The sequence below is a fragment of the Gemmatimonadota bacterium genome, assembly GCA_016713785.1.
Taxonomy (GTDB): domain Bacteria; phylum Gemmatimonadota; class Gemmatimonadetes; order Gemmatimonadales; family GWC2-71-9; genus JADJOM01.
Genome location: JADJOM010000003.1, coordinates 1,472,846 through 1,498,529, shown reverse-complemented (window position 1 = coordinate 1,498,529; position 25,684 = coordinate 1,472,846). Strand labels below are relative to the sequence as shown.

Genomic DNA, 25,684 nt, shown 5'->3' with positions numbered 1-25,684 from the left:
GGGACAACGTCCTCGCGGGTCGGGAAGGAAGGATGGGCGTAACATAGTCCCGCCCCGGGGGGGCCGCAACGTAGTTTACGCCGCCCCCGACGGGGGGTAGTATTGTTCTCCAGCGCCGTTACCCGACCGCCTCCCCGACGATCCCATGAAACGACCCCCTGCCGTGCCCCAGCCTCGCGGTGTCCTCGAGGTGGACTGGCCCTTCTTCGGCGAGATCTGCCGGGCCCTCGCCCTCAAGGTGGTGCGCGACTTCGAGCCCGAGGTGGTGCTCGGCATCGCCAAGGCCGGGGTCATCCCCGGCGTGGTGGTCGCCTCCATCCTGCAGGTGGAGTTCGCGTCCATGGCCGTCACCCGCCAGGACGCCGGCGGCGAGCCCATCCTGGTCACCGGGCCGCCGCCCAGTATCCGCGGCCGCCGCGTGCTCCTGGTGGACGAGACCTGCGATACCGGCTCCACCATCAAGCTCGCGCTGAACGAAGTGCGCGCCCTCAAGCCGAAGGAAGTGCGCACCGCGGTCTCGTTCAAGACCGGGGGCTACACGCCCGATTTCCACGCCTTCGCCACCGAGCACCTGATCATCCTTCCCTGGGACCGCGAGATCATCGCCGACGGCGAGCTGGTGACCCGGCCCGACTACGTCCAGTGGCTCAAGGGGAATCCGGCGGGGTGAACGACCGGCTGGCCGAGGCGCTCCGCGCCGCCCGCGCGGACTTCACCGAGATCCGGCTCGAGCGCACCTGGGCGAGCGCCGTGGCCTACCGCGGCAGCCGGCTGGAGGGGGCCACCACCGCGCGCGAGGTGGGCGGCATGGTCCGCTGCCTCAATCACGGCAAGGGCTGGGGTGTCGCGAGCTTCACCGGCCTCGACCAGCTCGGCGCCATGGTGGCCCGGGCCCATGAGCTCTCGCTGGCCCTGCCCGTCGACGCGCCGATCCGCCTGGCCGAGATCCCGGTCCGCGTGGCCGACCATCCCGCCGACCTCGATGGCGACGTCCGCGAGGTCCCCCTCGCCGAGAAGCGCCAGCTGCTCGAGCGGCTCAACCAGGAGATGCTCGCCAGCGACCGGCGCATCGTCGACGCCCGCGCCTCCTACGAGGACCGGGTCACCGAACGCTGGATCGCCACCTCCGCCGGCGTGATGGTCTCTGACCGCCGCCCCGAGGTCCGGCTCGCCGCCGGCGCCATCGCGCGCGAGGACAGCTTCCTGGAGCGGGCCTTCGAGTCGTGGGCGGTGCGGGGCGGCTGGCGGGCGGTGCAGGAGACCGACCACCTCTTCCGCACCGCCGCCCGTCGCGCCATCGCCCTCCTCAACGCGCCCCGGGTCCAGGCCGGCAGCTATCCCGTGGTCCTCGACCCCCGGTGCATCGCCGCCCTGCTGCACCAGACGGTTGGCCACCTGAGCGAGGCCGACACCCTCGCCGCCCGGCCGGACCTGCACCAGCTCATGCCCCCCGGGCGCCGGATCGGCTCCGACCTCCTCACCATCGGTGATGACGGCAGCGCCACCAGCCTGCCGGGCTCGCTCGCCTTCGACGACGAGGGCGCGCTCACCCAGCACACCCTGCTGGTGCAGCACGGCGTGGTGGTGGGCCGGCTGCACACCCGCGAGACCGCCGGCCGCGCCGGGACCCGCCCCACCGGGAACGCCCGCGCCCCGTCGTTCCGCCAGGTCCCGACCGCCCGCCTCACCAACACCTACCTCACCAACGGGCAGGGCACCCTCGACGACCTGATCCGCCCCATCCGGCACGGGATCTACTGCTGCGACGCCATGGGTGGCAACGTGCACCACGGCCGCTTCACCCTCACCACCGGGTACGGCCAGGTGATCCGCGACGGCCGCCTGGCGGAGACCGTGCGGCCCCTCGTGCTCCAGGGCGATGTCACCGAGACGCTGCTGCGGCTGGATGCCATCGCCGGCGACTTCCGGTGGAACCTGCAGGCCACGGGCTGCGGCCAGCCGCCGGCCGGCCGGATCACCGTGGCCGACGGCGCCCCGCACGTCCGGTTCGAGCAGATGACGGTCGGGGGCGAGAGCGCATGATCCTCCCCCTCCTCGAACGCGCCGCCCGCCGCGCGGCGCTCGCCGATGCGGTCCACAAGACCGACGAGACCACCACGGTGACCTTCGTCGATGGGTGTCCCGTCGGGGCCCGCACCACCCTGTACCAGGGGGTGAACCTCCGCGTGGTGAGCGAGGGGCGGGCCGGCACCGCCGGCAGCGTGGTGGAGGATCCCGACGACCTGCTCGATCGCGCGCTCGCCTCGGCCGCGCTCGGCGAACCCACCAGCCTCAGCCTGCCGCGCCAGGCCGCGCTCCCCGCGGTGGTCACCCACGTCCCGCGCGCCGCCGCCGCCACCCTCGCCGAGCTGGCCGACCTGGGGCACTTGGTCCGTGACCGCCTCGGCAGCGAGCGGGTGAACCTCGGGCTCACCATCGAGCGCTCCCTGGGCCAGGTGCGGGTGGCCAACACCGCCGGTCTCGATGCAGAGTACGATGTCTCGCTCGTCGTCTTCGCGGTCCAGGCGGCGCGGCAGCAGGAGGGCCGCCGCCTGGTCGTCGAGGCGGCCCTCGCCGGCGCCGACCTGCCCTCGCTGACCGATCTCGAGCTGCTGGTGGCCATGCTGCGGCAGCGCTTTGCCTGGGCGGAACGGAATGCCGAGGCCCCCATGGGCCGGCAGCGCGTGGGCTTCCTCCCGACGGCCCTGCCGCCGCTCCTGGCGGCGGTGGAACAGGCGCTGGTGGGCAAGGCGGCGCTGCACGGCGGCTCCCCACTCGCGCGCCAGCGCGGGGCCCGGGCCTACAGCGAGCTCCTCACCCTGGTCGACGATCCGCTCCTCGACGGCCGTCCCGGTTCCCGCCCGCTCGACGACGAGGGCGTCACCAGCCGCCGCCTGCCCCTGGTCGAGGCGGGGCAGGTGGCCGGGATCATCTATGATCTCGAGACGGCGGGGCGGGTGGGCGCCACGCCCACGGGTCACGGACGGCGGAGCACCTTCGCCAAGCCGCAGGCCGCCTGCACCAACCTGGTCCTCGAGGCGGGGGCCGCCAGCTGGGACGACATCCTCGCGACGATCGGTGACGGCCTGGTGGTGGAGCAGCTCCGGCCGGGCACCCATGCCGACATGATGGGTGGCACGTTTGCGCTGCCGGCGGCGCTCGCGTGGCGGGTGCAGGGGGGCGAGATCGTGGGGCTGGTCCCGGAGGTCACGGTGGCCGGCAACGTGCACGACCTGCTGGCCCGCCTGCTGGCGGTGGGCCGGGACCTGATGTGGGTGGGGAGCCGCGCCATGCCGCCCGTGGTGGTGGACGGCGTGTCAGTGTTCTAGAAGAGGTACCGCCGGGCCAGCCAGTAGACCAGGTACAGCGCCCCGATCCCCGCCGCCCAGATGCCCAGGTCCCGGAAGAAATCCAGCGTCCGGGCAGCCCCGGACGCCGGTTCGTGGTCCACCGATTTGTTCTTCCGGACGTTATAGGCGCACATCGGGCTCAGGCGCCCAGGGCGTCCAGGTAGTTGGCGCCCTCCGCCATCCGGCCGTAGAGGATCTGCAGCGTCTCCGGCGCTCCGGCCAGGAAGCGGCAGCGTGCCTCGCCGCGGGAGCGGCACTCCACTTCCATCACGCCCAGCGTGGTCTCCGACACCCGGCTCAGGAACTCCGCGAGCAGGCCGGAGGAGATGTGGCAGGACGGGTAGGCGGCCCCGGAGGTCGGGTCGGCCTCGGCCCAGTCGGTGGAATCGATGGCGATCACGGCGGGCGTGACCGGCGAGACCCGGACCGTGCCCCAGCCATATTCCTCGAAGAACGCCGACAGCGTCTCGCCCAGGTGCCGCACATCCAGGGAGGCGGGCCGGCGCACCGCGTAGTGCTCCGCCAGCCAGCCGGCGTAGACCTCGTACAGCGCGGCCCCCCCCGCGAAGCCCGCCTCCTGGAGCCAGGTGGCGGCCTGGATCCCCGCATCCCGCTCCAGGACCTGGCGCAGGTGGTGCAGGGTCTGCCGGGACAGGAGGACGGCCTGGGCCGGGGCGGCGACGGCGGACGGCGACATGCGGTAGGCTCCGAAGGGACGACGAAGGTTAGGGTCGGGCACAGCGACGGGCAAGCCCCGCGGGGAGGGTGCCTATCCCCCGGCGCGGCGGAGGAGCTCCGCCTCACTGATGATCTCGATGCCCAGGGTGCGGGCCTTCTCCAGCTTGCTGCCGGCGTCGTCGCCGGCCACCACCGCGTCGGTCTTCTTGCTCACGCTGCCCGTCACCCGCCCCCCCGCCTGCTCGATCAGCTCGGTGGCCGCCTGCCGCGACAGGGTAGGCAGTGTGCCGGTCAGCACGTAGGCCTTGCCCGCGAGGGGGCCACCGGCCGCCACGGCACGGGGCTCCGTGAGGGAGAGCCCCGCCGCCGCGAGGCGCGCCACCAGCCGGCCGCTGTCGTCGGCCGCGAAGAACTCCACCACCGCCGCCGCGATCGTCGGGCCCACTCCCGGCACCGCCTCCACCTCTTCGAGCGTGGCGCGGGCCAGCGCCTCCATCGTGCCGAACCGGCGGGCCAGCACCTGGGCCACCGTCTTCCCCACATGCCGGATCCCGAGCCCGAACAGCACCAGCGCCAGCGGCCGGGACTTCGAGGCGGCGATGGACGTGACCAGCTGCCCGGCTGACTGCTCGGCGAAGCGGTCCAGCGCCACCAGCTGGTCCGTCCCGAGGTCGTAGAGGTCGGCCACGTCGCGGATGAGCCCCTCGTCCAGCAGCTGCCGCACCCGCTCGTAGCCCAGGCCCCGGATGTCCATCGCGTCGCGGGAGGCGAAGTGGACGATGCCCTCGAGCACCCGGCCCGGGCAGGCGGGATTGGGGCAGTAGCGGACGGCCTCCTCCGCATCCCGCAGCACCGGGGTGGCACAGCGCGGGCACTCCGCCGGCATGCGGAAGGGCCGTTCGGTGCCGTCCCGCCGCGCCGGCAGCGGCCCCACCACCTGCGGGATCACCTCGCCGGCGCGGATGACCTCCACCCAGTCACCGATCCGGAGGTCCTTGGCCTCGATCAGGTCCTCGTTGTGGAGCGTGGCGCTCGACACCGTCACGCCCCCCACCTCCACCGGCGCGAGCACCGCCCAGGGGTTGAGCGCCCCGGTCCGGCCCACGTTGAGCTGGATGTCGAGCAGCCGGGTGACCGCCACCTCCGGGGCGAACTTCCGCGCGATCGCCCAGCGCGGCTCCCGGTCGCTCACGCTGCCCAGCTCGGTGTGCAGCGCCAGCCGGTCGATCTTCACCACCACCCCGTCAGCGTCGAAGGGCAGGGCGCGCAGCTCGGCGTGCAGGGCGGCCACCGCCGCGTGCACCGAGGCGAGGTCCGCGTGCCGCGCCCGGTGCGGCTCCACCGGGAATCCCCAGCCGGCCAGCTGCTCCAGGATCTCCCACTGGCTGCGTGCGGGGAGCGTCCCGTCGATCACCTCCACGTGGAAGGCGTACATCCGGAGCCGGCGGCGGCGGGTGACCTTCGGGTCGAGCAGCTTGAGGCTGCCCGCGGCGGTGTTGCGTGGATTGGCGTAGAGCGGCTCGCCCGCCTGTTCCCGCTCCCGGTTGAGCCGCTCGAACGCCTGGCGCGGGAGGTAGACCTCGCCCCGGATCTCCATCAGCGCCGGCCAGGACACGCCCGCCAGCCGGAGCGGGACATCGGGGAGCGTTTTCAGGTTCTCGGTGATGAGTTCGCCCACCCGGCCGTTGCCGCGGGTGGCCCCGCTCTCCAGCCGCCCGTCGCGGTACGTCAGGCTCACCGCCGAGCCGTCGATCTTCACCTCGGTGGTGTAGCCGCCCGCCCGGGCATCCTCGGTGATGCGCGCGTTGCGGTCCTCCCACGCCGTGAGCTCCTCGGGCGTGAAGGCGTTGGCCAGCGACATCATCGGGCGCAGGTGGGTGTGCTTGCGGAGGGCCGCGGCGGGCTCGGCCCCGACCCGCTGGGTGGGACTGTCCGGGACGCGGAGCGCGGGGTGGGCCTCCTCGAGCGCCCGCAGCTCCACCATCCAGCGATCGTACTCGGCGTCCGGGACCTCCGGCGCGTCGAGGACGTAGTAGGCGTGGTTGGCGCGGTCGATCCGCGCACGCAGCCGCGCGGCCTGTTCGGCGGGGGTCATGGAGGCGGGCCCTACCGCGCCGCGGCCTCCTGCTGCAGCACGGTCAGCGCCACGCCGACCAGCCGCTCGATCTCCTCCGCGCTCGCCTTGGCGAGCACCCCCTCGCTCCACGGCCCCTCCCGCGAGGCGAACTCGTCCAGCAGCCGGCGCAGGAAGCCCACCAGCGCCACCCGCTCCCGTTCCACCGCCCGGCTGCTGGTGTCGCCCACCCGCTGCTGCAGCTTCTCGAAGCGGTGGGCGTTGCGGAGCGCCTTGGCCGTCAGGCTGGCCACCACCTGGCAGAAGCGCACGTCGGCCTCCGAGAAGGCCGGGCCGTCCCGGAAGGTGCGCAGCAGGATCGCGCCGATCGAGACGCCGCGCCAGGTGATCGGCACCACGGTGATCGCCCGGACCTTGCGGGTGTCGAAGGCGCCCTTGAGGTGCGCCATCGTCGGGTCCAGTTCCACGTCGGGGATGTAGACCGTCTCGCCATCGGTGAGCGCCCGGCGGAGCTCCGGGTAGCGGTCGAGGTCGACCACGTAGTTCCGGATGCTCGGGTCCTCGAAGCTGGCCACCAGCCGCGCCGTCCGGCCGTCGCGCTCGGCCAGGAAGATGGACGACCGGTCCAGCCCGAACGCCTCCCCCAGCCGCCGCGCGATCGACTGCATGATGTCCACGAAGTGCAGCGAGCCGGCCAGCTCCTGCAGGATCTCGATGATGGCGAGCAGGTGCTTCCGCTCGTGTTCCAGCTCCCGGACCCGGGTCTGGAGGCGCTCCACCTCGTCGGACAGGACAGCCTGAACGGTCATGGGATCGTCTGGTAGGGGTGACGAATTGTCACCGCATGGCGGAGGTCGGTCAAGCGGGGGTACCTTTCTCCCCCATGCCAAGGAGGACCGATGCGTGAGGACCGTGAACGCCGCCCCAGGCCGGCGGACGACGACGAGGATGGCCCCGGCGGCCCGACCCGCGACCGCTCCAGCTTCCTGACCGGCCTGGTGATCGGCGCCGCCGTCGGCGCGGGCCTGGCGCTGCTGTTCGCCCCGGCCTCGGGCGAGGAGACCCGGCGGATCGTCCGCAAGCGCGGCCGGGCCCTGGCCCGGGATGCCCGGGAGGGGGTCGAGGCGCTCCGCGCCGGGGCCGGCCGGACCCTGCGCGAAAAGAAGGAAGCCCTGCGCGAGCGGCTCGCGCAGGGCCTCGACGACCTGGGCGAGGAGCTGGGCGTCTAGCGGCCCTTGTCCTCGCGGCCATGGATGCGGCGCTCCAGCGCCTGGGCCTGGTCCTTGTACGCGGGATCCATCACGTCGAACACTGGCAGGCGCGCCACCTCCTCCAGGTGGCGCCGGGCCTCGGTGTAGCGCCCCCGCTCGGCCAGGATCTCCGCCAGGTCCAGGTGGTGGTAGATGGTCTCCGGGCTCGCGGCCACCGCGCGGTCCATGTACACCACCGCGCTGTCCCAGCTCGCCGCGCTGAAGATCTTGCCCCCGAGGAAGGTCTTCGCGAAGAACCGCTCCAGCCCCGACAGCCGCATGATCTCGGCGTTCCACCGGCCCAGCACGTGGTAGGCCTTGTGGTTCGACGCGTCGAGCTCGAGCGCCGTGAGCGCCTCCGCCCGGATCTCGGCCGCCCGCCGCACCCGCTCCTTCTTGCTCTTGGTGAGGGAGGCCCGCCCGATCGCCGCCGCAAGCACGTACCGCCCGTCGGTGCCCCCCGGGTTGAGGGCCACCGCCTGCCGCCCGTAGCCCTCCGCCCGCGCGTACAGTGAATCACGGGCCGGACTCTTGACCGTGTCCGGGGTCTGCTTCCCGATGTCCAGCAGCGTCTCGCCGGCGCGCCACGCAGCCTCGTAGCTGGTGGAGTCGGCGGCGAGCGCCGCCTCGAACCGGGCCAGCGCCGTCGGCATGTCCCGCGCCAGGTGTGCCGCGATGCCCTCCTGGACCAGCGCCGTGGCATCCGGCGCTGCCTGTCCCACCGCCACCTCGGCCAGTCCCAGCAGCGCCACGAGCAACACGCCGGCGCTTCGCTTGCGCCCCGCGGTCAGTATCGGCATCCTTGCTCCCGTTTCCCGTTTCCCGTTTCCCGTTTCCCGTTTCCCGTTTCCCGTTTCCCGTTTCCCGTTTCCCGTTTCCCTCGCCCTCCACTCGCAGGCTCAATGCTCGTCCAGTCTCTCATCGAGCGCAAGCGTGACGGCGGCGCCCTCTCCCCGGCCGAATGGGACGCACTGCTCGCCGGCTATCTCGCCGACCAGGTGCCCGACTACCAGATGGCGGCCCTGCTCATGGCCATCGTCTGGCGGGGGCTCACCCCGGATGAGCTGACGGTCCTCACCCGGCTCATGCGCGACTCCGGCGCGCGGCTGGAGTGGCCAGCCGGCTTCCCTGCGCGGGTGGACAAGCACTCCACCGGCGGCGTGGGCGACAAGGTCTCGCTGGTGCTCGCGCCCCTGGTCGCGAGCCTCGGCATCGCGGTGCCGATGATGTCCGGCCGCGGCCTGGGGCACACCGGCGGCACCACCGATAAGCTCGAGTCCATCCCCGGGTTCCGCACCGACCTCCCGCTCGCGGCGGTGCAGGCCCAGGTGGCCCGCCTCGGGGTGGCCATGTTCGGCCAGACCGAGGCCATCGCCCCCGCCGACCGGCGGCTCTACGCCCTCCGCGACGTCACTGGCACGGTGCCGGCGATCCCGCTCATCGCCGCCAGCATCCTGTCCAAGAAGCTGGCCGAAGGGCTCACCGGCCTGGTGCTCGACGTCAAGGCCGGGAGCGGCGCCTTCCTCCCCGCGGTGGACGACGCCCGCGCGCTGGCGCGCACCATGGTCGACCTGGGTGAAGCCGCCGGCTGCCGCACCACCGCGCTGGTCACCGCCATGGACCGGCCCCTCGGCCGCGCCATCGGCAATGCCCTCGAGGTCGAGGAGACCCTGCTCGCGCTCTCGGGGCAGGGGCCGGAGGACCTCCTCACCGTCACCCGGGCGCTGGCCATGGAGATGGTGCTGCTGGCGGGGCGGGCCCCGATCCCGCCGCGGCCCGCCGCCTGGTGGACGACGCGCTCGCCTCGGGTGCCGCGCTCGACCGATTCCGCGAGCTCATCGAGGCGCAGGGCGGTGATCCCGCGGTGGTGGACGATCCCGGGCGCCTGCCCCAGGCGGCGGAGGTGGAGCTCTTCGAGGCCCCCGCCGCGGGCACCATCGCGGCGGTCGATCCCCGTCCCCTGGGCGAGGCGGTGGTGGCCATGGGCGGCGGCCGGCGCCGCCTGGGCGACACCATCGATCCGAGCGTGGGCTTCGTGGTCTCGGGGCGGCCCGGCGCGCCGGTGGCCAAGGGGGAGCCGATCGCCTCGGTCTTCGCCGCCGACCCGGCGGGGATCGCCGTGGGCCTCGCGGCGCTGGGCCGCGCCATCCGCTTCGGCGAGCCGGCGCCGCAACTGCCGCTCCTGGTCAGCCGGATCACCGCCCAGGGGGAGACCCGCACCTGATGGGCGCGCTGTTCACCACGGTCCTGCTCGCGGCGGTGCTGGCGTGGCTCCTCGCCCCGGGGCGGGCCCGGGCGCCGGCCCCCGACGATCCGGTGGAGCCGCCCGAGGCGGACGAACTGGAGGCCGCGGAGCGGGAGGTTCGCGACCTCGACCTGCACCAGCGCCCCGAGGAGGGCTTTCAGGGCGACGACTGGGGACCGGGCGCCGGGGGTCCACCAACGCGATAGGGGTGGAGCCGCGGCTCCACCCCCACCTTCCCACCGACCCGCCGAGCCGCCTAGACGTCCAGGTGGCTCACGTACTTCGCGTTCCGCTCGATGAAGAGCCGCCGTGGCTCCACCTCGTCACCCATCAGCTCCTCGAACAGCTTGGAGGCCTCCACCGCGGCATCGAGGGTGACCCGCAGGATGGTGCGCCGCGACGGGTCCATGGTGGTTTCCCACAGCTGGCCCGGGTTCATCTCGCCGAGACCCTTGTAGCGCTGGATCACCACGCTGCCCTTGCCGTCGCCGCCCGAGACGCGCTTGACGTACTCGTCGCGCTCCTTCTCGTCGTAGGCGTAGTACTTCTCCTCCTTCTTGCCGGCGCCGCGCGCCACGCGGAACAGGGGCGGCTGGGCGATGTAGATGTAACCCGCGTCGATCAGCTCCGGCATCTGCCGGAAGAAGAAGGTGAGCAGCAGGGTGCGGATGTGCGCGCCGTCGACGTCGGCGTCGGTCATGATCACGATCTTGTGGTAGCGGACCTCGTCGAGCTTGAAGTCCTCGCGCACGCCGGCGCCGATCGCCGTGATCATGGAGCGGATCTCCTCGTTGGAGAGGATCTTGTCGATCCGGGCCTTCTCCACGTTGAGGATCTTGCCCCGCAGCGGCAGGATGGCCTGGAACTGCCGGTCCCGGCCCTGCTTGGCGCTGCCGCCGGCCGGAGTCCCCTCGACCAGGTAGAGCTCGCAGAGCGCCGGGTCGTCGAGGGAGCAGTCGGCCAGCTTGCCGGGGAGCACCGCCCCCTCGAGGCCCGACTTCTTGCGCACCAGGTCGCGGGCCTTGCGGGCCGCTTCCCGGGCCCGCGCCGCGCTCACCGCCTTCTCGATGACGGCGCGGCCCACCGCCGGTTTCTCGTCGAGGAAGGTGCGCAGCTGGTCGTACACCACCTGCTTGACGATCCCCTCCACCTCGGAGTTGCCCAGCTTGGTCTTGGTCTGGCCCTCGAACTGGGGCTCCCGGACCTTGCAGTGCACGATGGCCGTGAGTCCCTCGCGGATGTCCTCGCCGGTGAGGGTGAAATCCTCCTTCTTGAGCGACCCCTGCTGCTTGGCGAACTCGTTGATGGCGCGGGTGAGGGCCGCCCGGAACCCGGTCAGGTGGGTGCCGCCCTCGTGCGTGTTGATGTTGTTGACGAAGGTGAAGATGTTCTCGTTGTAGCCATCCTCGTACTGGATGGCCACGTCCACCTCGACCTCGTCCTTGGTGACGGTGAAGGCGATCGGCTTGGGGTGCAGCGGCTTCTTGTTGCGGTTGAGCCACTCCACGAACTGGACCAGCCCGCCCTTGGCAAAGAACGTCTCGGCCCGGGGCTCGTCCGGCCGGTCGTCCTTGAGGCTGATGTTCACGCCCTTGTTCAGGAACGCGAGCTGCCGCAGCCGGTCGGACAGGGTGTTCCAGCTGTACTCGAGGACGTTGAAGATCTCCGGGTCCGGCTTGAAGCGGACCAGGGTGCCCGTCTCCTTGGCCTTGTCGAGCTTCTCCAGCTTCTTGACCGTCTGGCCGCGGACGAACGTCATGCGCCACTTGAAGCCGTCGCGCCGGACGATCACCTCGGTCCGCTCCGAGAGGGCGTTCACCACCGACACGCCCACGCCGTGCAGGCCTCCCGAGACCTTGTAGTTCGACTTGTCGAACTTGCCGCCGGCGTGCAGCACCGTCAGCGCCACCTCCACCGCGGGCAGCTTCTCGGTCGGGTGCATGTCCACCGGGATGCCGCGCCCGTTGTCCTCCACCGAGATCGAGTTGTCCTTGTGGATGGTGACCTTGATGTCGTCGCAATAGCCGGCCAGCGCCTCGTCGATCGAGTTGTCCACCACCTCGTAGACCAGGTGGTGCAGCCCGTTCTCGCCGGTGGAGCCGATGTACATCCCCGGCCGCTTGCGGACCGCCTCCAGCCCCTTGAGGACCTGGATCGACTCCGCGCCGTACTCCTGCTGCTCGCCGTTCCCGTTTTCCTTGGCCATGCCCCATCCGTTCTGGTGATCCGTTGGGCTGCGTCCCTTCGCGTACCGCCCTACCGCCTACCGCTCCACCCCGCCCGCCAACCAGCGGATCTGCTTGATCCGCCCCGTGCGCCCGGTGTTGAGCCGGGCCAGGATCTGGGGCGACATGAGCGAGAGCTCCGAGGCCCACGCCGCCGTGGCCACCCGCACCCGCAGGATCCCGTCGGGCGTGACCGATTCCGCCGCCGTGACCTTGGCGATCTGCGGCCCCACCAGCTCCGCCCAGGCCTCGATCACCCCGGCCTGCCCGATCCGCTTGGCGAGCCCGGCGCGCTTGAGGTAGCCGGCGATCACCTCGCCGAGCGGGGTGGGGCGCACCGGCCCGCGATCGTACTTGATCCCCATGCTCCTCCCTCCGCCGGTGCCTGGCCGGCTCAGCGCTCCTCGGACACCGCGCCGGCCGCCACCCGCCACACCGGGAGCTCCAGGTCCGCGGGCAGTTCGTCCTCGCGTGGCGCCGAGACGAAGACCTGCGCCGGCCGGCCGCCGAAGAGCCGCCGCGACAGCCGGGCCTGCCGGTCCGGGTCGAGCTCCGCGAAGACGTCGTCGAGCAGCAGGGCGGGGCAGCGCCCCGTGGCCCGCTCGATGGTCTCCAGCTCGAGCAGCTTGAGCGCGATCGCCGCGCTGCGCTGCTGCCCGGTGGAGCCGAAGTCGCGCAGCGCGCCCGCCCAGCCGCAGCTCGAGGTCGTCGCGGTGCGGGCCCACGGTGGTCATGCGCCGCGCCAGGTCCCGCGCCGCCGCCTGCGCCAGCCGCTCGGGCCACGCGCCCGGGTCGGCGAGCTCCGGGTGCCCATGGTACGCCAGCGTGGAGGCGCCGCCGTGCTCGCCGAGAGCCACCAGCGCCGCGGCAAAGGGCTCGACCGCCCCGGCCACCCAGGTGGTCCGCCGCGCCACCACGATCGCGCCGGCCTCCGCGAGCGGCGCATTGAACGCCGCCGCCAGGTCTGGCCGCCCCTGCCGCAGCGCGGCGTTCCGCTGGGCCAGCGCCGCGCGGTACCGCGCCAGCGCGGCGAGGTAGCCCGGGTCGGAGAGCGCCAGCGTCCGGTCCAGGAAGAGCCGGCGCCCGGTGGCCGGCCCCGAGGCCAGCCGCACGTCATCCGGAGCGAACACCACCGCGAGCCAGGCGCCGGCCGCATCGACCAGCCGCGCCGTCGGCGCGCCGTCCACCTGCAGCTGCTTCTTCCGGCCCAGCGCCCGGAACGTCGTGGCCACCTCGTGGGCGCCGTCCCCCTTGAGGAACCCGAGTTCCACGTGGAAGCCGCCATCGCCGAACCGGACCAGCTCCGCGTCGAGCACCGTGCGGAAGGAGCGGAACAGCACTGGGTAGGCGATCGCCTCGAGGAGGCTGGTCTTGCCCTGCCCGTTGGCGCCGAGCAGCACCGCCCCCGCGTGCGGGACGGCCAGGGTGGCGTCCGCCAGGTTGCGGAAGCCCCGCACCGTCAGTCGCTGCAGCCGCATTACTCGACCGCGATCCGCCGGGTCGCGGTATCGCCCCGGTTGCCCAGCCGGTCGGTGCCGAAGACCCGGAGGGTGAGGGTGTCGCCTGCCAGCCCGCTGGTGGTCAGCGGCAGCCCGAACCGGACGCTGTCCTCGCCACCGGTGAAAGGCGGGAACCCCGAGGCGCCGCCCTCGGTCTCGAAGTACAGGGTGTCGATGCCATCGGGATCGGTACTGAGGCCGGTGACCACGTAGCCGGGCCCCGCGGTCACGGTGGTGTCGGCGGCGGGCACGTCGATCAGGGTCAGCGGCCCGGTTCCCCCCGGCCCCACCGGATCCGGGAAGAGGAGCCGGTCCCGGGTCTGGCAGCCGAGCAGCAGGCCGACGGCTGCCGCCGCCATGCCCCGGACGACCCGCCGGTCCGGGATCCGGCGCCCAGGTTCCATGCGGGGAAAATTAGCCGCGTTCGAGGGGGATTGGCAGTCGTCCCGGGGCGGGTCAGCGGCCCTCGAACCGGGCGGGACGCTTCTCGAGAAAGGCCCGCATGCCTTCCTGCATGTCAGCCGTGGCGGAGAGCAGGCCGAAGTGGTTGGCCTCGAGCAGGAGCGCCTCGTTCTGCGGCATCTCGAAGCCGGCATCCACGGCCTCCAGGACAGCGGCCACGGCGAGGGGGCCCATGGCCAGCATGGTCCGCAGCATGGCCTCGGTCGTGGGCAGCAGCTGCTCCGCCGCGACCACCCGGTTCACCAGGCCGATCCGCAGGGCGTCCTCCGCGGCGATCATCTCGCCGGTGAGCAGCAGCTCGAGCGCCCGCCCCCGGCCCACCAGCCGCGGCAGGCGCACCGTGCCGCCATAGCCGGGACCGATCCCCAGCTTGACCTCCGGCTGCCCGAACCGGGCCGTGGTGCTCGCGATGCGGAGGTGACACGCCATCGCCAGTTCGCACCCGCCGCCCAGGCAGAAGCCGTTGACGGCGGCCACCACCGGCTTCCGCAGCGCCTCGAACTGCCGGAACACCGCCTGGCCTTCCAGCGAGCGCCGCTTCCCCTCGAGGGGGCCCTGGCTCGCGAGTTCACTGATGTCCGCCCCGGCCACAAAGGCCTTGGCGCCCGCCCCGGTGAGGATCGCGCCGCGAATCGCCGCGGTGGCCGCCAGCTCCGCCGCCGCCTGACCCAGTTCGGCGATGACGGTGCCATTCAGCGCGTTGAGCTTGTCGGGGCGGTTGATGGTGACGGTGGCGAGGCCGTCGCTGACCGAGAAGAGCAGGGTGGTGTACGACATGGCCGGGTCCTGGCGCTGGGGAGCGGAGTGGGAACGGTGGCGGAAATTAGCGCGCCGCCGCCTTGTGTGCTCGCGATGACAGCCTGATGGCGGCAGGCGCGGACTGCACCCCCGGTGGGCGGGCGCCGTCGGCGGGGACTCGATTCCGAGCGCAACTATCACCGCCCACCTCCCGGTGATTCTCCAGGTGATCAACGACTTGTGAGATAGGTGATGTTTTGTAATCAATTACTGCATAAGTACTTAGATGTGTATCGCTTGCCGTGCATGACAAGATCGCTGACAGTCGAACCACCACGATGGATTCGCGGTGCCCCTCCGCTGGCGAGCGATGCTTCACCCGTCCGGTCACTTCACTCTGCCCGCCCGAACCCGGCCCGAGCAGAGACGATGCTGCACCCCCGGCGGCCCTGTTGCCAGCCCCGCCCCAACGGCCGACGCGCGCCGCCGACCGGCTCGGGCGCATGCAGGTAGCGGCCGCGGACGCCTCCCCCCCGCTGCGGCCGCGCGGTACCTTCCCGGCATGGAATTCCATCCGATTGCCTGGGCCGACCCGGCCGCCGTCCGCATCCTCGACCAGACCCTGCTCCCCAACGACGAGCGCTATCTCACCCTCGAGACGCTCGAGCAGGTCGCCGAAGCCATCCACAGCCTCCGGGTGCGGGGGGCACCGCTGATCGGCATCTCCGCCGCGATGGGACTCGCGGCCCTCGTGGCGCGGCTGGGGGCCGCCGCGACCCGGGCCGAGGTGGAGCGCCTGGCGGCGCTGCTGCAGGCCACCCGTCCGACGGCCGTGAACCTGGCCTGGGCGCTGGGCCGGATGCGCGCCCGGGCGGCGGCCGTCGCCGAGGGTGAGGTGCTGGTCGCGGCGCTCCGCGGGGAGGCGCAGGCGATCTGGGATGAGGACCGCGCGATGTGCCACCGCATCGGCGAGGCGGGGCTGCCGCTGCTGCCCGATGGCGCCACCATTCTCACCCACTGCAACGCCGGCGCCCTGGCCACCGGCGGCGTCGGGACCGCGCTGGCCCCGATCTACCTGGCCCACGCGGCGGGGCGACGGATTCAGGTCATCGCCGATGAGACCCGCCCGCTGCTGCAGGGGAGCCGGCTCACCGCCTGGGAGCTGTCCCGCGCCGGCATCCCCACCACGGTCATCGCGGACAACATGGCGGCCAGCCGGCTGCGCCGGGGCGACGTCACCTGCGTGATCGTCGGGGCCGACCGGATCGCCGCCAATGGCGACGTGGCGAACAAGATCGGGACCTACCCCCTGGCGCTCGCGGCGCGGGCCCACGCGGTGCCGTTCTACGTGGCGGCGCCGCGTTCCACCTTTGACTTTGCCACGCCCGATGGCGCCGCGATTCCCATCGAGGAGCGTCACGCCAACGAGGTGCGTCACCCGGGTGGCGCCACCCGCCCCACCGCGCCCGCCGCCGCCGCCGTCTGGAATCCCGCCTTCGACGTGACCCCCGCCGCGCTGGTGAGCGGCTACCTCACGGACGCGGGCCTGCTCGACCGGGACACGCTGGCCCGGCTCCGCGACTAGCCCGCGCCGAGCCCATGCCCGCGATCCTTGCCCTCGACCAGGGCACCACCGGGTCCACCGCCCTGGTAATCCACCAGGACGGCCAGGTCCTCGGCCGCGGGTACCGTGAGGTGACCCAGCATTTCCCCCAACCCGGCTGGGTGGAGCACGACCCCGAGGAGATCTTCCGGATCACCCTCGAGGCGGCCCGGGAGGCGATCGCCGCGGCGGGGGAGCGCCCCGTGGGCCTCGGTATCACCAACCAGCGCGAGACCATCGTCCTCTGGGATCGCGCCACCCTGCACCCCGTGGCGCCGGCCATCGTGTGGCAGGACCGCCGCACCGCGGAGCGCTGCCGCGCGTTGCGGGCCCTGGGGCACGAGGCTCGCCTGCGCCGGCGCACCGGCCTGGTGCTCGATCCCTACTTCTCCGCCACCAAGCTTGAGTACCTGCTGCAGGATGCCGCGCTCGCGCGGCGCGCCGGCCGGGGGGAACTCGCGGCAGGGACCATCGATGCCTGGCTCGTGGCGCGCCTGACGGGCGGCCGGGTCCACGTGACCGACCATACCAACGCCTCCCGCACCCTGCTGTATGACCTGGCGGCGCGGGACTGGTCGCCGGAGCTGCTCGAGCTCTTCGGCGTGCCTCGGGAGATCCTGCCAGGGGTGGTGGCCTCCGCCGGCGTGGTGGGGATGACCGATCCGGAGCACCTCGGCCTGAGCCTGCCGGTGGCCGGCCTCGCGGGCGACCAGCAGGCGGCGCTCTTCGGCCAGGGGTGCGTGGGCGAGGGGCAGGCCAAGAACACCTATGGCACCGGGGCCTTCCTCCTGACCTACACCGGCCAGCGGATGCCGGCCTCGGAGCATGGGCTGCTGCTCACGGCGGCGGCCGGCCCGCGGGGCGAGCCCGCCTACGCGCTCGAGGGGAGCGTGTTCATCGCGGGGGCGGCGGTGCAGTGGCTGCGCGATGGCCTGGGACTGGTGGCCCGCGCGTCGGAGACCGAGGGCCTCGCGCGGAGCGTCTCCGACACCGGCGGGTGTACTTCGTGCCGGCCTTCGTCGGGCTCGGTTCGCCGCATTGGGAGGCCGAGGCGCGGGGCACGATCGTCGGCCTGACCCGGGGCACCTCGCGGGCGCACCTGGTCCGCGCGGCGCTCGAGGCCATGGCCTTTTCCAGCGCCGACCTGCTGCACGCCATGACCGCCGACGCCCACCTCGACGTGCCCGCCCTGCGGGTGGACGGCGGCGCCGCCGCCAATGACTGGCTGATGCAATGCCAGGCGGACCTTCTCGGCGTCCCGGTGGAGCGCCCGGACAATGTCGAGACCACCGCGCTGGGCGCGGCCGGGCTGGCCGGCCTGGCACTCGGCGTCTGGCGCTCCGTCGACGACTTTCTTTCCCACCGCCGCTTCGCCCGCTTCGAGCCCCAGCTCGATGAGGCGGGCCGCGCCCTCCGCTGGGAGGGTTGGCGCCGTGCCGTCGGCGCCACCCTGGCCTGGGCCCGCCACCCTTCCTGAACCATGCCTGAGACGACCCGCAGCTTCGGCGCCGGTTTCTGGCGCCTCGCCGACCCCAAGATCTCCCTGGCCTCATTTGCCTCCCTCTTCCTCGGCGCCGCGGCCGCGGCGGCGGGCGGGCCACTGCACTGGGGTTGGCTGGCGGTCACGGTGGCCGGCATCTTCGCGCTGGAAGTGGCCAAGAATGCCTCCGGAGAGGTCTTCGACTACGACTCGGGGACCGACCTCGCCATCCGGCCCGAGGACCGGAGCCCCTTCTCGGGTGGGAAGCGGGTGCTGGTGGACGGCCTCCTCTCGCGGGGCGAGACCTGGGCGATCGCGGTGGCCGGCTACGCCCTCTCGGTGGCGGCAGGTCTTGGCATCGTTGCTTTCCGGGAGCCGCGGGTCCTGTGGATCGGCCTGGCCGGGGTGGCCTGCGCGTACTTCTACCACGCGCCGCCCCTCCGGCTCGCCTATCGGGGCCTGGGGGAGCTCGCCGTGGCGTTGTGCTACGGGCCCCTGATCGCGGCCGGCGCCTACCTGGTCCAGCGGGGTGAACTGCCGGTCGGGATCATGGTGCTGGGGATTCCGCTGGGGCTCCTGATCGGCGCCTTCCTCATCATCAATGAGTTCCCGGACTACCTGGCGGACCGGGGCAGCGGCAAGCGCACCCCTGGTGGTCCGCCTGGGCCGGGTGGGGGGCAGCCGGCTGTTCGCGCTCGTGGTGGGATCGGCGCTGCTGTGGTCGCTGCTCCTGCCGATCGCCGGCATGCCACTCCCGCTGCTGCTGGGGCTCCTGGCCGCCGCGCCGGCCGTTGCCGCGGTGCGGACGCTGCTGCGGAGCCCCGAGGTGACGGCGGCGATCGTCCCGGCGCAGGGCCAGGCGCTGCTGGCATTCCTGCTTTATGCCGTGGGCGCGGGCATCGGGTTGCTGCTCGGCGCCTGAGCCCTGATTGCGGCGGGCACCAAACACGCGGGGCGGCCGGTCACCGGCCGCCCCGCGTCACGTGACACCTGTCCCGGGGAGCGCTAGAAGCGCCAGGTGATCCCGCCGTAGAACTGGTTGGTATTGCCGTCGGGGCCGTTCTCGCGCTGGGCGGAGAACGACATGAACCAGGCGCGGGCCAGGCTCACGTCGAAGTCGAGACCATACCAGGTGAACTTGCGGATGTTGGTGCCGGCGGCCGGGTTGTCCTCGCGGCGCAGGCCCCCGTTCAGGTCGACGTGGATCGCCTGCCAGGGGTCGGCGCCCACCCGGAGCGTGTAGAGCTGGCCGTCGAGCGTGGGGTTGGTGTACCACGTGCCGCGGGTGGTGAACGACAGGTGCAGCGGGGTCACCCGGTCCATGCCGAAGGTCCCGCTGTACGAGGTGGCATTGCCGGCCGAGGCGCCGTCGGAGCGCCGGACCTCGCCCCCCAGCCGGACGCGTCGGCCGATGATCGAGATGCCTCCCGCGATCCCCTGCCGGTAGGCGTCGTCGAACGCGATGGCCGGGTCCAGGAAGTCCCGGTACAGCCGGACATTGCGCCGGTTGTCGTAGGAGCCGTTGAACGCGAGCCACCGATAGGGCCGGAGCGACGTGCTGATGTAGGTGCTGGTCCAGGAGAGCGAGTTCTCCCCCGCGGCGACCTTCCAGTCCCGGTAGTAGTCGACTTCCTGCAGGGCGTAGATGGAGAGCGGCCGGGTGCTCACCGACAGCTGCGCGAACCCGAACTCGCGGTTGGCCTTGCCGCTGGCGTAGGACCCGACCGCGCCGGTGGTGAGCGCCCAGATATTCGGGCTGCCCGGCCGGCTGTGGAACTGGGTGTAGGCGCCGAAGTCCTGGATGTCGCTCGAGAAGCCGAGATCCACCGGCTCCGGCTCCATGCCGCCGAAGGCGCCGAAGGAGAACCGGGAGCCGTTGAGCTCCACCAGGCCGCCGTCGAACAGGCTGATAGAAGTGACCGCCGTGAGGTACTGCCGGCCGAGCACGGTATGGAAGCGCGCGCCGGGGGCGTTCCAGTGCAGCGCGGCCTGGTACACCCGGGTGTGCCCGTCCACGGCGCTGGAGCCGTCGGCGCGCGTCGTCGTCGTGCGCCGCGTGCGCAGGTCCACCGCCAGGCCGATCGGGCTGCCGCCGATCCGCTGCCCGTCGAGGCGCAGGTCGGCGTTGGGCTGGCTGAAGCCGCTGTTGGTGGAGTCCTCCTTGGCCACGAAGTAGCGGGCGCCCACCCGGCCGTGGATGCCCGGGCCGCTCAGCCGGCGCGCGCCCTGCCGCCGGGGCGTGGCGGCAGCCGTCGTGGGCGTCGTTGCGGAGGGCTGGCTCGGGATGTAGCGGACGAGCTCGCCCACCAGGATGTCGGTGGCGCCGCTGATGACGGTGCAGGAGGCCTGCCGGGAGGAGAGGAACACCACCCGGAGGGTGGCCGCCACCGCGTCCCGGCGCAGCACCTGGAGCTCCTGCCCCTCGACCAGGCCGTCGGCGCGGCCGGCGCCGACGTAGATCGAGGTCCCGGCCAGGTAGGTGACCGTGGTGGTGCGGACGGCGCTGCTGTCCTGCGCCGCCAGCGGGCGGAGCCCGGCGGCGGCGAGCAGCAGCCCGGCGAGGGCAAGACCGGAGGCGGCGCGCCTCAGGAACCGCGAGGATGGCATCGCAGGCACTCCGTGCTGATGTACGCGTACCCCGACCGGCCCCGGTGCTCGCTGTCCATCGAGCTCTTGTTGTGCTCGTGGCAGGTCAGGCAGGTGAACTGGCCGTAGTCGGTCGGCACCTGGTGGCATTCGCTGCAGGTGCTCCACTTGTTCTTGTGCTTCCCGCTGTAGATCGGGAAGAACTGCCCGTCGTGATCGAACGTGGCGCCGAGCCAGGTGGTGGTGGTATGGCAGGAGACGCAGTTGTTCGAGAAGCCCGACGCCGTGTGGTTCGGGTTGGTGGTCTGGTTGTAGTCCGTCTGGTGGCAGCTCACGCAGGTGGTGGGCTTGCCATTGTAGACCCCGTCGGCGTGGCAGGCGCTGCAGGCCGTCGTGGTGTGGGCGCCCGTCAGCGGGAACTGGGTGGTGCTGTGGTTGAAGGTCCCGCCCACCCAGGTGGTGGTCGTGTGGCACGGGGTGCACGTCGTCGAGAACCCGGCGGCCTGGTGCGGCGGGTTGGTCGTGGTGTTGAAGTCGGTCTGGTGGCAGCTGATGCAGGTCGTCGGCTTGCCGTTGTAGACGCCGTCGGCGTGGCAGCCGCTGCAGGCCGTGGTCACGTGGGCCCCGGTCAGCGGGAACTGGGTGGCGCCGTGGTTGAAGATGGCCCCGGTCCACTGGTTGGTGCTGTGGCACGACGTGCACGTGGTCGAGAACCCGGCCGCGCCGTGCGGCGGGTTGGTGGTGGTGTTGTAGTCCGCCTGGTGGCACCCGATGCAGGTGCTGGGCGTGCCGGTGTAGATCCCGTTGGTGTGGCAGTCGGCGCAGAGCGTGGCCTGGTGGGCGCCGGTCAGCGGGAAGGCCGTCAGGCTGTGGTTGAAGGTCGCCCCCAGCCACGACGTGGTGGTATGGCACGCGGTGCAGTTCGTCGGGAACGACGGCTGGGTGTGCTTCGGGTTGGTGGTGCCGTTGTAGTCCGCCTGGTGGCAGCTCGCGCAGGCGGTCGACTTGCCGTTGTACACGCCGTCACTGTGGCACTGGGCGCAGGTCGTGGCCTTGTGGGCGCCGGTGAGCGGGAACTGGGTCGCGTCGTGGTTGAACACCGCCCCGGTCCACAGCGTGGTCGAGGTGTGGCACGCCTGGCAGTCCGTCGGGAAGCCGGCGGTGGTGTGGTTCGGGTTGGTGGTGGCGTTGAACTCGGCCTGGTGGCAGCTCACGCAGGTCATGGGCGTGCCGGCGTACTGCCCGTTCTTGTGGCACTGGTCGCAGGTGGCCGCCCGGTGGTTCCCGGTCAGCGGGAACCGGGTCAGGTCGTGATTGATCGTCGCGCCCAGCCAGGCGACGGTCGTGTGGCAGGTGGCGCAGGTGCTCGGGAACGCCGGCGTGGTGTGCTTCGGGTTGGTGGTGGCGGTGTAGTCGGCCTGGTGACAGGCGGAGCAGGCCGTCGGCTTGCCCTTGTAGATCCCGTCCCCGTGGCACTGGGCGCAGGTGGTGGCCTTGTGGGCGCCGGTGAGCGGGAACTGGGTGGCGTCGTGGTTGTAGACCGCGCCGGCCCAGACCACCTCGGTGTGGCAGGCCTGGCAGTCCGTGGGGAAGCCCGCGCTGCTGTGCTTGGGCGTCGTCGTGTTGTTGTAGTCGGTCTGGTGGCAGCTCACGCAGGTGGTGGGCCGGCCGCCGTAGATCCCGTCGCCGTGGCACTGCTGGCAGGTCACCGCGCTGTGGGCGCCGTTGAGCGGGAACTGGGTCTTCCCGTGGTCGAAGCCGGTGTTCCAGGCGGTGGTGACGTGGCAGCCCACGCAATCGGTGGTGAAGCCCGCCTGCCGGTGGTTGGGCTGGGTGCTCCGGTCGAACTGGGTCTGGTGGCAGTCCACGCAGGTGAGCGGGGTGCCCTGGTAGCGCCCGTTGGTGTGGCACTCGGTGCAGACCGCGGCGCGATGCGCGCCGGTCAGCGGGAACCGGGTGGCGTCGTGGTTGAACTTGCCCCGGCCCCACATCACGGTGTTGTGGCACCCGGAGCAGTCGTGGGGCATGCCGCTGGCCACGTGGTCCGGCGCCTTCGCCGCGGTGAACTGCGGCTGGTGGCAGCTCCAGCAGTCGGCCGACATGGCCACGAACTGCATCCGCCCCTGGTCGGTCGGCTTGTGGCAGTTGGTGCAGTCGGTGGTGAGGTGCCCCCCCTCCAGCGGGAAGCGGGTGGACTGGTGGGCCCGGGTCATGGTGGAACGGTCCAGGAAGCTGCGCGGCGTGTGGCAGCGGGTGCAGTCCGCGCCGAGCTCGCCCCGGTGCACGTCCTGGTGGCAGCTGGCGCAGGTGGTGGTCGCTTCCTTGAAGTCGAGCCCCTCATGGCAGCTGCGGCAGCTGGAGGTCTTGTGGGCCCCGACCAGCGGGAAGCCGTACCGGGAGTGGTCGAACACCCGGCTGATCTTGGCCGGCGTCCAGCCATCGGACCGGTGGCAGGTCTCGCACTCGAGCGCGAGCTCGCCATGCGGCGAACGGGTCCGGTCCTGGGCCGCGAGGGGGGCGGCGAGGGCCAGCGCCAGGCCCAGCAGGAAGAGAGGCCTCATTTGGGCTCCTTGCCGTGGCAACTCTCGCACTTGCCCTGGACCGGCCGGTAAATCAGCCGTTTCGGGTCGGTGCTGGTGAGGTCCGAGGGGTGACAGCGGTTGCAGGGGACGCCTTCGTGGCCGCCCCGCAGCTTGAAGGTCGCGTCGCGATCGTGGTTGAACGTGTTGGCAGGGACGAAGGCATCCTCGCCGTGACAGGCGTCACAGGCGCCCTTGTCCTTCCGCGCGTCGAACTGGGTCCCGTGGACGGTCTCGTGGCAGTCCACGCAGGTCTTCTTGGCCTCCAGCCGCAGCACCCCGAAGGTGCTGCCGGCCCGGACCAGCGAGGACCGGCGCCCCGGCGGCCGGCGCTCCAGCTCCTTGTGGCAGGCGGCGCAGGGCGTGGCCCGGTGGGCGCCGTTGAGCGCAAAGCCGAAGTCCTTGTGCGCGTCGATCCCCGCCGTCGAGGGCGTGAACACCCGGGTGTCATGGCAGGCCGCGCACCCCTGGACCTTCGGGCGGGCGCCGCGCGCGGCGAACCGCCCCTCGTGCGGGTCCACGTGGCACGCGGTGCACTCGATCTCCGGCACCTTGAACAGGAACGTCGCCTTGCCGAGCCTGGCCGGGGTGGCGATCGGGGGCAGGGACTTGCGGTCGGTCCCATGGCAGGCGCGGCACTCGACGTCGGCGTGCCGCCCCTCGAGGGCCAGCTTGAGCCGGCCGTGCCGCACCCGGTCGTAGGTGCTCGGCGTCCAGCCGTCCACCTTGTGGCAGTCCGCGCACTCGCCCTTGTCGGGCTGGGCGGCCAGCTGCCCCCCGTGGTCGTCGGCATGGCAGTCGAGGCAGCGGGCGAACGCCGGCCGCAGGATCACCTTCGAGGTGCCCCACCGCGCGGCGAGCGCGGGCGTCGCGGCCTGGCCATGGCAGCTGGTGCACTTGACCGTCTGGTGCTTGCCCTCCAGGGCGTACTTGCTGGTCCGGTGCTGGGCCACGGTGTAGGTGGAGGGCGTGAACCCGCTCACGTTGTGGCACTTCTCGCAATCCACCACCTGGCCGGCGAGGGTGGCCGTCTTGTTGTGGGCGTCCTTGTGGCAGGCCCCGCAGGTGGCGAAGGCCGGCTTCTTGAGGGCCGGCGTGGAGAAGTTCCCGTGGCAGTCCACGCACTTCACCGCCGCGTGCTTGGCCCGCAGCGGGTACTTGGTCTTGTCGTGGTTGAAGCGGTCGCGGTCGATCCGCTTCCAGTCGACCGTGGTGTGGCAGTCGGTGCAGGTCGGGCCGAACTGCCCCTTGTGCACGTCGGCGTGGCAGTCGGCGCAGCTCTCGTGCGGCACCGGCTGGTAGACCGGCACCAGGTGGCCCCGCCCGTCCGGCTTCGGGCGCAGCGACTGGGCCAGGTGGCAGTCGTCGCACGTGACCTTCTCGTGCTTGCCGTCGAGCGCGTAGCCGGTGGTGTCGTGGTCGAAGCCGGGCGTGACGGTCCACTTGCCGGCATCGTGGCACTTCACGCAGTCGGCGCTCTTGCCCAGCGCGCCGCGATGAATGTCCTCGTGGCAGTCGGTGCAGCCGGTCTCGAGGCCGGTCCATCCGGTGCCGGTCTTCCGCGCCGTGAGCCGGGAGGCGGGGGAGACCTGCAGCTTCGTGACGTGGCACTCCTCGCACTTGAGCTCGGCGTGGGACTGCTCCAGCTCCCACCCGGCCCGCAGGTGGTCGAAGCGCTCCGCGCTGCCGTCGGGCCACTTCACCATCGGGAAGTCGAGGCCGGCGTGGTCGGGGTGGCAGGAGGCGCAGGTGGCCGCCTTGGTGGCCCGCCCGCCATGGAACCCCCGGTTCCGTTCCGCCAGCCAGCCGATGTCCTTGTGGCAGCTCAGGCAGCGTTCCTTCATCCCCGCGTTGCCGCCCCCGTGGCACTTGGTGCACTTGAGCGTGCCCTCCAGCTCCGCGTGTGGCTTCGCCAGCGGGCCAGGGGAGACCTGGCCCTCGAGCCGCGATCCGCGGCCCTCGGCAAGCGGTGCCACCACCAGACCCAGGAGCAGGATCCCTCCGAACCGAAGCAGCCGCATCACCAGAACCAGGTCATCCCCATGAAGACCACGACGACCACGTGCAGGGTGACCGCGGCCAGGGCCGCGATCGCGAACGGACGGTGCGCCACGTGCCAGAAGCGGAAGACCTCGTGAATGGCCTCCAGCATCCGCGCCTGCTGGGTGAGCGCCATCTCCCGGTTGGCGAGCTGCAGCACGTTGGCCAGCGCCTTCCGGTCGAGCTTGGCGCCGGAGCGGTGTGCCACCATGCGCCGGAGCGCGCGCGCGGCCTTCCGCCGGGTCAGGTCGTCGCGCACCATCAGCTGTAGGGTCTTGAGGAGGCCCGCGCCCTCCATCGGCGAGGGGTCCGAGCGCAGGAGCGCCTCGACCTGGGGGCCGGCCAGCCCCGATGCCGCGGCCAGTTCACCCATCAGCTCCCGCCGCTCGACGGCAATCTCCTCCGCGGTGAGCTCCAGTCCATCGGCCCGTCGCGGGATGTGCACGTAGAGGTAGCGCCCGACGATCCCGCTGGCGCAGACCACGATCATCGACCAGAAGCCGAGGCCGATGACCCCGCCGAAGCGCCAGGTGGCATGAATGGCTGTAATGAATGGCACCACCAGGGCGACGGCGACGTGGGAATCCAGCCACTTCGACATCATCCCGGTCCATCCCAGCCAGCGGTACTTCTTCCGGAGGGGGTAGAGCCAGAGAAAGATGAAAATGACGAACGCCAGAATCCCGGCGCTTTGCCCGATGTAGCCCGAGGGGCGGAGCCAGGGGTGCAGGGGGCTCCGGACCCGGTCGGAAAGGGGGGCGAGATAGTAGGAACTGCCGGCGATGCTCCCGGCCAGCAGCGCGGTGATGGCGAGGTACACCCAGGCCAGCGCAAGCCCCTTGCGGGCAGGCTTGGCCGTGGCTTTCGCGGGGGAA

At 72.1% G+C, this 25,684-nt stretch carries 19 protein-coding genes and 2 pseudogenes; 10 read left to right on the top strand and 11 right to left on the bottom strand.

Annotated features, from left to right (window positions below; genetic code table 11):
* Positions 1–163: 163 nt before the first annotated feature.
* The 3 genes from IPJ95_14860 to IPJ95_14850 are packed head-to-tail and all read left to right on the top strand — an operon-like array spanning position 164 to position 3,329.
* Positions 164–670 carry a phosphoribosyltransferase gene (locus IPJ95_14860; protein ID MBK7924880.1) on the top strand — a complete coding sequence of 169 codons (507 nt, stop codon included), beginning with the start codon at positions 164–166 and terminating at the stop codon, positions 668–670.
* A complete protein-coding gene (locus IPJ95_14855; GenBank protein ID MBK7924879.1) occupies positions 667–2,043 on the top strand; it encodes a TldD/PmbA family protein in 1,377 nt (458 codons plus the stop codon). Before IPJ95_14860 ends, IPJ95_14855 begins: the two co-directional genes overlap by 4 nt.
* Positions 2,040–3,329, top strand: a complete 1,290-nt coding sequence (locus tag IPJ95_14850; protein MBK7924878.1) for a TldD/PmbA family protein — start codon at positions 2,040–2,042, stop codon at positions 3,327–3,329. Before IPJ95_14855 ends, IPJ95_14850 begins: the two co-directional genes overlap by 4 nt.
* Before the next feature lie 160 nt (positions 3,330–3,489).
* Here the strand turns inward: IPJ95_14850 and IPJ95_14845 are convergent, their stop codons facing one another.
* From IPJ95_14845 to IPJ95_14835, 3 genes are all read right to left on the bottom strand, one after another.
* The gene (locus IPJ95_14845; GenBank protein MBK7924877.1) at positions 3,490–4,047 is read right to left on the bottom strand and encodes a hypothetical protein; all 558 of its coding nucleotides are present in this window, start codon (positions 4,045–4,047) and stop codon (positions 3,490–3,492) included.
* A 72-nt stretch (positions 4,048–4,119) separates the two neighbouring features.
* The gene (gene ligA / locus IPJ95_14840; protein ID MBK7924876.1) at positions 4,120–6,123 is read right to left on the bottom strand and encodes an NAD-dependent DNA ligase LigA; all 2,004 of its coding nucleotides are present in this window, start codon (positions 6,121–6,123) and stop codon (positions 4,120–4,122) included.
* A gap of 11 nt (positions 6,124–6,134) precedes the next feature.
* Positions 6,135–6,911 carry a GAF domain-containing protein gene (locus tag IPJ95_14835; protein MBK7924875.1) on the bottom strand — a complete coding sequence of 259 codons (777 nt, stop codon included), beginning with the start codon at positions 6,909–6,911 and terminating at the stop codon, positions 6,135–6,137.
* 90 nt (positions 6,912–7,001) lie between these two features.
* Between IPJ95_14835 and IPJ95_14830 the strand changes: the two genes are divergently transcribed.
* Positions 7,002–7,331, top strand: coding sequence for a YtxH domain-containing protein (locus IPJ95_14830; GenBank protein ID MBK7924874.1), 330 nt, complete (start codon positions 7,002–7,004; stop codon positions 7,329–7,331).
* On the opposite strand, the gene IPJ95_14825 is transcribed toward IPJ95_14830, so the two are convergent.
* Positions 7,328–8,152, bottom strand: coding sequence for a hypothetical protein (locus tag IPJ95_14825; GenBank protein ID MBK7924873.1), 825 nt, complete (start codon positions 8,150–8,152; stop codon positions 7,328–7,330). The genes IPJ95_14830 and IPJ95_14825 overlap by 4 nt on opposite strands.
* Positions 8,153–8,254: 102 nt before the next feature.
* On the opposite strand from IPJ95_14825, the pseudogene IPJ95_14820 reads away from it, so the two are divergent.
* Positions 8,255–9,576, top strand: a pseudogene (locus IPJ95_14820) (thymidine phosphorylase).
* Positions 9,576–9,803, top strand: a complete 228-nt coding sequence (locus IPJ95_14815) for a hypothetical protein (protein ID MBK7924872.1) — start codon at positions 9,576–9,578, stop codon at positions 9,801–9,803. Before IPJ95_14820 ends, IPJ95_14815 begins: the two are co-directional and overlap by 1 nt.
* 50 nt (positions 9,804–9,853) lie before the next feature.
* On the opposite strand, the gene gyrB is transcribed toward IPJ95_14815, so the two are convergent.
* From gyrB to IPJ95_14795, 4 genes are read right to left on the bottom strand one after another with little or no spacing between them, the layout of a single operon-like run.
* Positions 9,854–11,803, bottom strand: coding sequence for a DNA topoisomerase (ATP-hydrolyzing) subunit B (gyrB, locus tag IPJ95_14810; protein ID MBK7924871.1), 1,950 nt, complete (start codon positions 11,801–11,803; stop codon positions 9,854–9,856).
* A 57-nt stretch (positions 11,804–11,860) separates the two neighbouring features.
* On the bottom strand, positions 11,861–13,300 hold the full coding sequence (recF, locus tag IPJ95_14805; GenBank protein ID MBK7924870.1) for a DNA replication and repair protein RecF: 1,440 nt from the start codon (positions 13,298–13,300) through the stop codon (positions 11,861–11,863).
* On the bottom strand, positions 13,300–13,725 hold the full coding sequence (locus tag IPJ95_14800) for a hypothetical protein (GenBank protein MBK7924869.1): 426 nt from the start codon (positions 13,723–13,725) through the stop codon (positions 13,300–13,302). Before IPJ95_14800 ends, recF begins: the two co-directional genes overlap by 1 nt.
* 52 nt (positions 13,726–13,777) lie before the next feature.
* Positions 13,778–14,560 carry an enoyl-CoA hydratase/isomerase family protein gene (locus IPJ95_14795; GenBank protein ID MBK7924868.1) on the bottom strand — a complete coding sequence of 261 codons (783 nt, stop codon included), beginning with the start codon at positions 14,558–14,560 and terminating at the stop codon, positions 13,778–13,780.
* A gap of 523 nt (positions 14,561–15,083) precedes the next feature.
* Between IPJ95_14795 and mtnA the strand changes: the two genes are divergently transcribed.
* The 3 genes and pseudogenes from mtnA (at position 15,084) to IPJ95_14780 (ending at position 18,591) form a co-directional block, all read left to right on the top strand.
* Positions 15,084–16,106 carry an S-methyl-5-thioribose-1-phosphate isomerase gene (mtnA, locus tag IPJ95_14790; GenBank protein MBK7924867.1) on the top strand — a complete coding sequence of 341 codons (1,023 nt, stop codon included), beginning with the start codon at positions 15,084–15,086 and terminating at the stop codon, positions 16,104–16,106.
* Positions 16,107–16,120: 14 nt separating this feature from the next.
* Positions 16,121–17,601 (top strand): annotated as a pseudogene (gene glpK / locus IPJ95_14785) (glycerol kinase GlpK).
* A gap of 3 nt (positions 17,602–17,604) precedes the next feature.
* A complete protein-coding gene (locus tag IPJ95_14780) occupies positions 17,605–18,591 on the top strand; it encodes a UbiA family prenyltransferase (protein ID MBK7924866.1) in 987 nt (328 codons plus the stop codon).
* Positions 18,592–18,609: 18 nt separating this feature from the next.
* Here the strand turns inward: IPJ95_14780 and IPJ95_14775 are convergent, their stop codons facing one another.
* Positions 18,610–20,211 carry a hypothetical protein gene (locus IPJ95_14775; GenBank protein ID MBK7924865.1) on the bottom strand — a complete coding sequence of 534 codons (1,602 nt, stop codon included), beginning with the start codon at positions 20,209–20,211 and terminating at the stop codon, positions 18,610–18,612.
* Positions 20,212–21,753: 1,542 nt separating this feature from the next.
* On the opposite strand from IPJ95_14775, the gene IPJ95_14770 reads away from it, so the two are divergent.
* Positions 21,754–21,822 (top strand): hypothetical protein, encoded by a 69-nt coding sequence (locus IPJ95_14770; GenBank protein ID MBK7924864.1) that lies wholly within the window; start codon positions 21,754–21,756, stop codon positions 21,820–21,822.
* 925 nt (positions 21,823–22,747) lie between these two features.
* Here the strand turns inward: IPJ95_14770 and IPJ95_14765 are convergent.
* Both IPJ95_14765 and IPJ95_14760 read right to left on the bottom strand, forming a co-directional pair.
* Positions 22,748–24,790: a hypothetical protein gene (locus tag IPJ95_14765; protein MBK7924863.1), complete on the bottom strand. Its 2,043-nt coding sequence runs from the start codon at positions 24,788–24,790 to the stop codon at positions 22,748–22,750.
* Positions 24,790–25,629 (bottom strand): hypothetical protein, encoded by an 840-nt coding sequence (locus IPJ95_14760; protein MBK7924862.1) that lies wholly within the window; start codon positions 25,627–25,629, stop codon positions 24,790–24,792. The genes IPJ95_14765 and IPJ95_14760 overlap by 1 nt, the downstream gene beginning before the upstream one ends.
* Positions 25,630–25,684: the final 55 nt, after the last annotated feature.

Bases quoted from the DNA above. Each gene is read 5' to 3' on its own strand.
- IPJ95_14850 (MBK7924878.1), top strand. From the start codon at position 2,040: ATGATCCTCCCCCTCCTCGAACGCGCCGCCCGCCGCGCGGCGCTCGCC.
- IPJ95_14775 (MBK7924865.1), bottom strand. From the start codon at position 20,211: ATGCCATCCTCGCGGTTCCTGAGGCGCGCCGCCTCCGGTCTTGCCCTC.
- recF (MBK7924870.1), bottom strand. From the start codon at position 13,300: ATGCGGCTGCAGCGACTGACGGTGCGGGGCTTCCGCAACCTGGCGGAC.
- IPJ95_14795 (MBK7924868.1), bottom strand. From the start codon at position 14,560: ATGTCGTACACCACCCTGCTCTTCTCGGTCAGCGACGGCCTCGCCACC.
- IPJ95_14825 (MBK7924873.1), bottom strand. From the start codon at position 8,152: ATGCCGATACTGACCGCGGGGCGCAAGCGAAGCGCCGGCGTGTTGCTC.
- IPJ95_14835 (MBK7924875.1), bottom strand. From the start codon at position 6,911: ATGACCGTTCAGGCTGTCCTGTCCGACGAGGTGGAGCGCCTCCAGACC.
- IPJ95_14845 (MBK7924877.1), bottom strand. From the start codon at position 4,047: ATGTCGCCGTCCGCCGTCGCCGCCCCGGCCCAGGCCGTCCTCCTGTCC.
- IPJ95_14815 (MBK7924872.1), top strand. From the start codon at position 9,576: ATGGGCGCGCTGTTCACCACGGTCCTGCTCGCGGCGGTGCTGGCGTGG.
- IPJ95_14830 (MBK7924874.1), top strand. From the start codon at position 7,002: ATGCGTGAGGACCGTGAACGCCGCCCCAGGCCGGCGGACGACGACGAG.
- IPJ95_14765 (MBK7924863.1), bottom strand. From the start codon at position 24,790: ATGCGGCTGCTTCGGTTCGGAGGGATCCTGCTCCTGGGTCTGGTGGTG.
- mtnA (MBK7924867.1), top strand. From the start codon at position 15,084: ATGGAATTCCATCCGATTGCCTGGGCCGACCCGGCCGCCGTCCGCATC.
- IPJ95_14780 (MBK7924866.1), top strand. From the start codon at position 17,605: ATGCCTGAGACGACCCGCAGCTTCGGCGCCGGTTTCTGGCGCCTCGCC.
- IPJ95_14800 (MBK7924869.1), bottom strand. From the start codon at position 13,725: ATGGAACCTGGGCGCCGGATCCCGGACCGGCGGGTCGTCCGGGGCATG.
- ligA (MBK7924876.1), bottom strand. From the start codon at position 6,123: ATGACCCCCGCCGAACAGGCCGCGCGGCTGCGTGCGCGGATCGACCGC.
- gyrB (MBK7924871.1), bottom strand. From the start codon at position 11,803: ATGGCCAAGGAAAACGGGAACGGCGAGCAGCAGGAGTACGGCGCGGAG.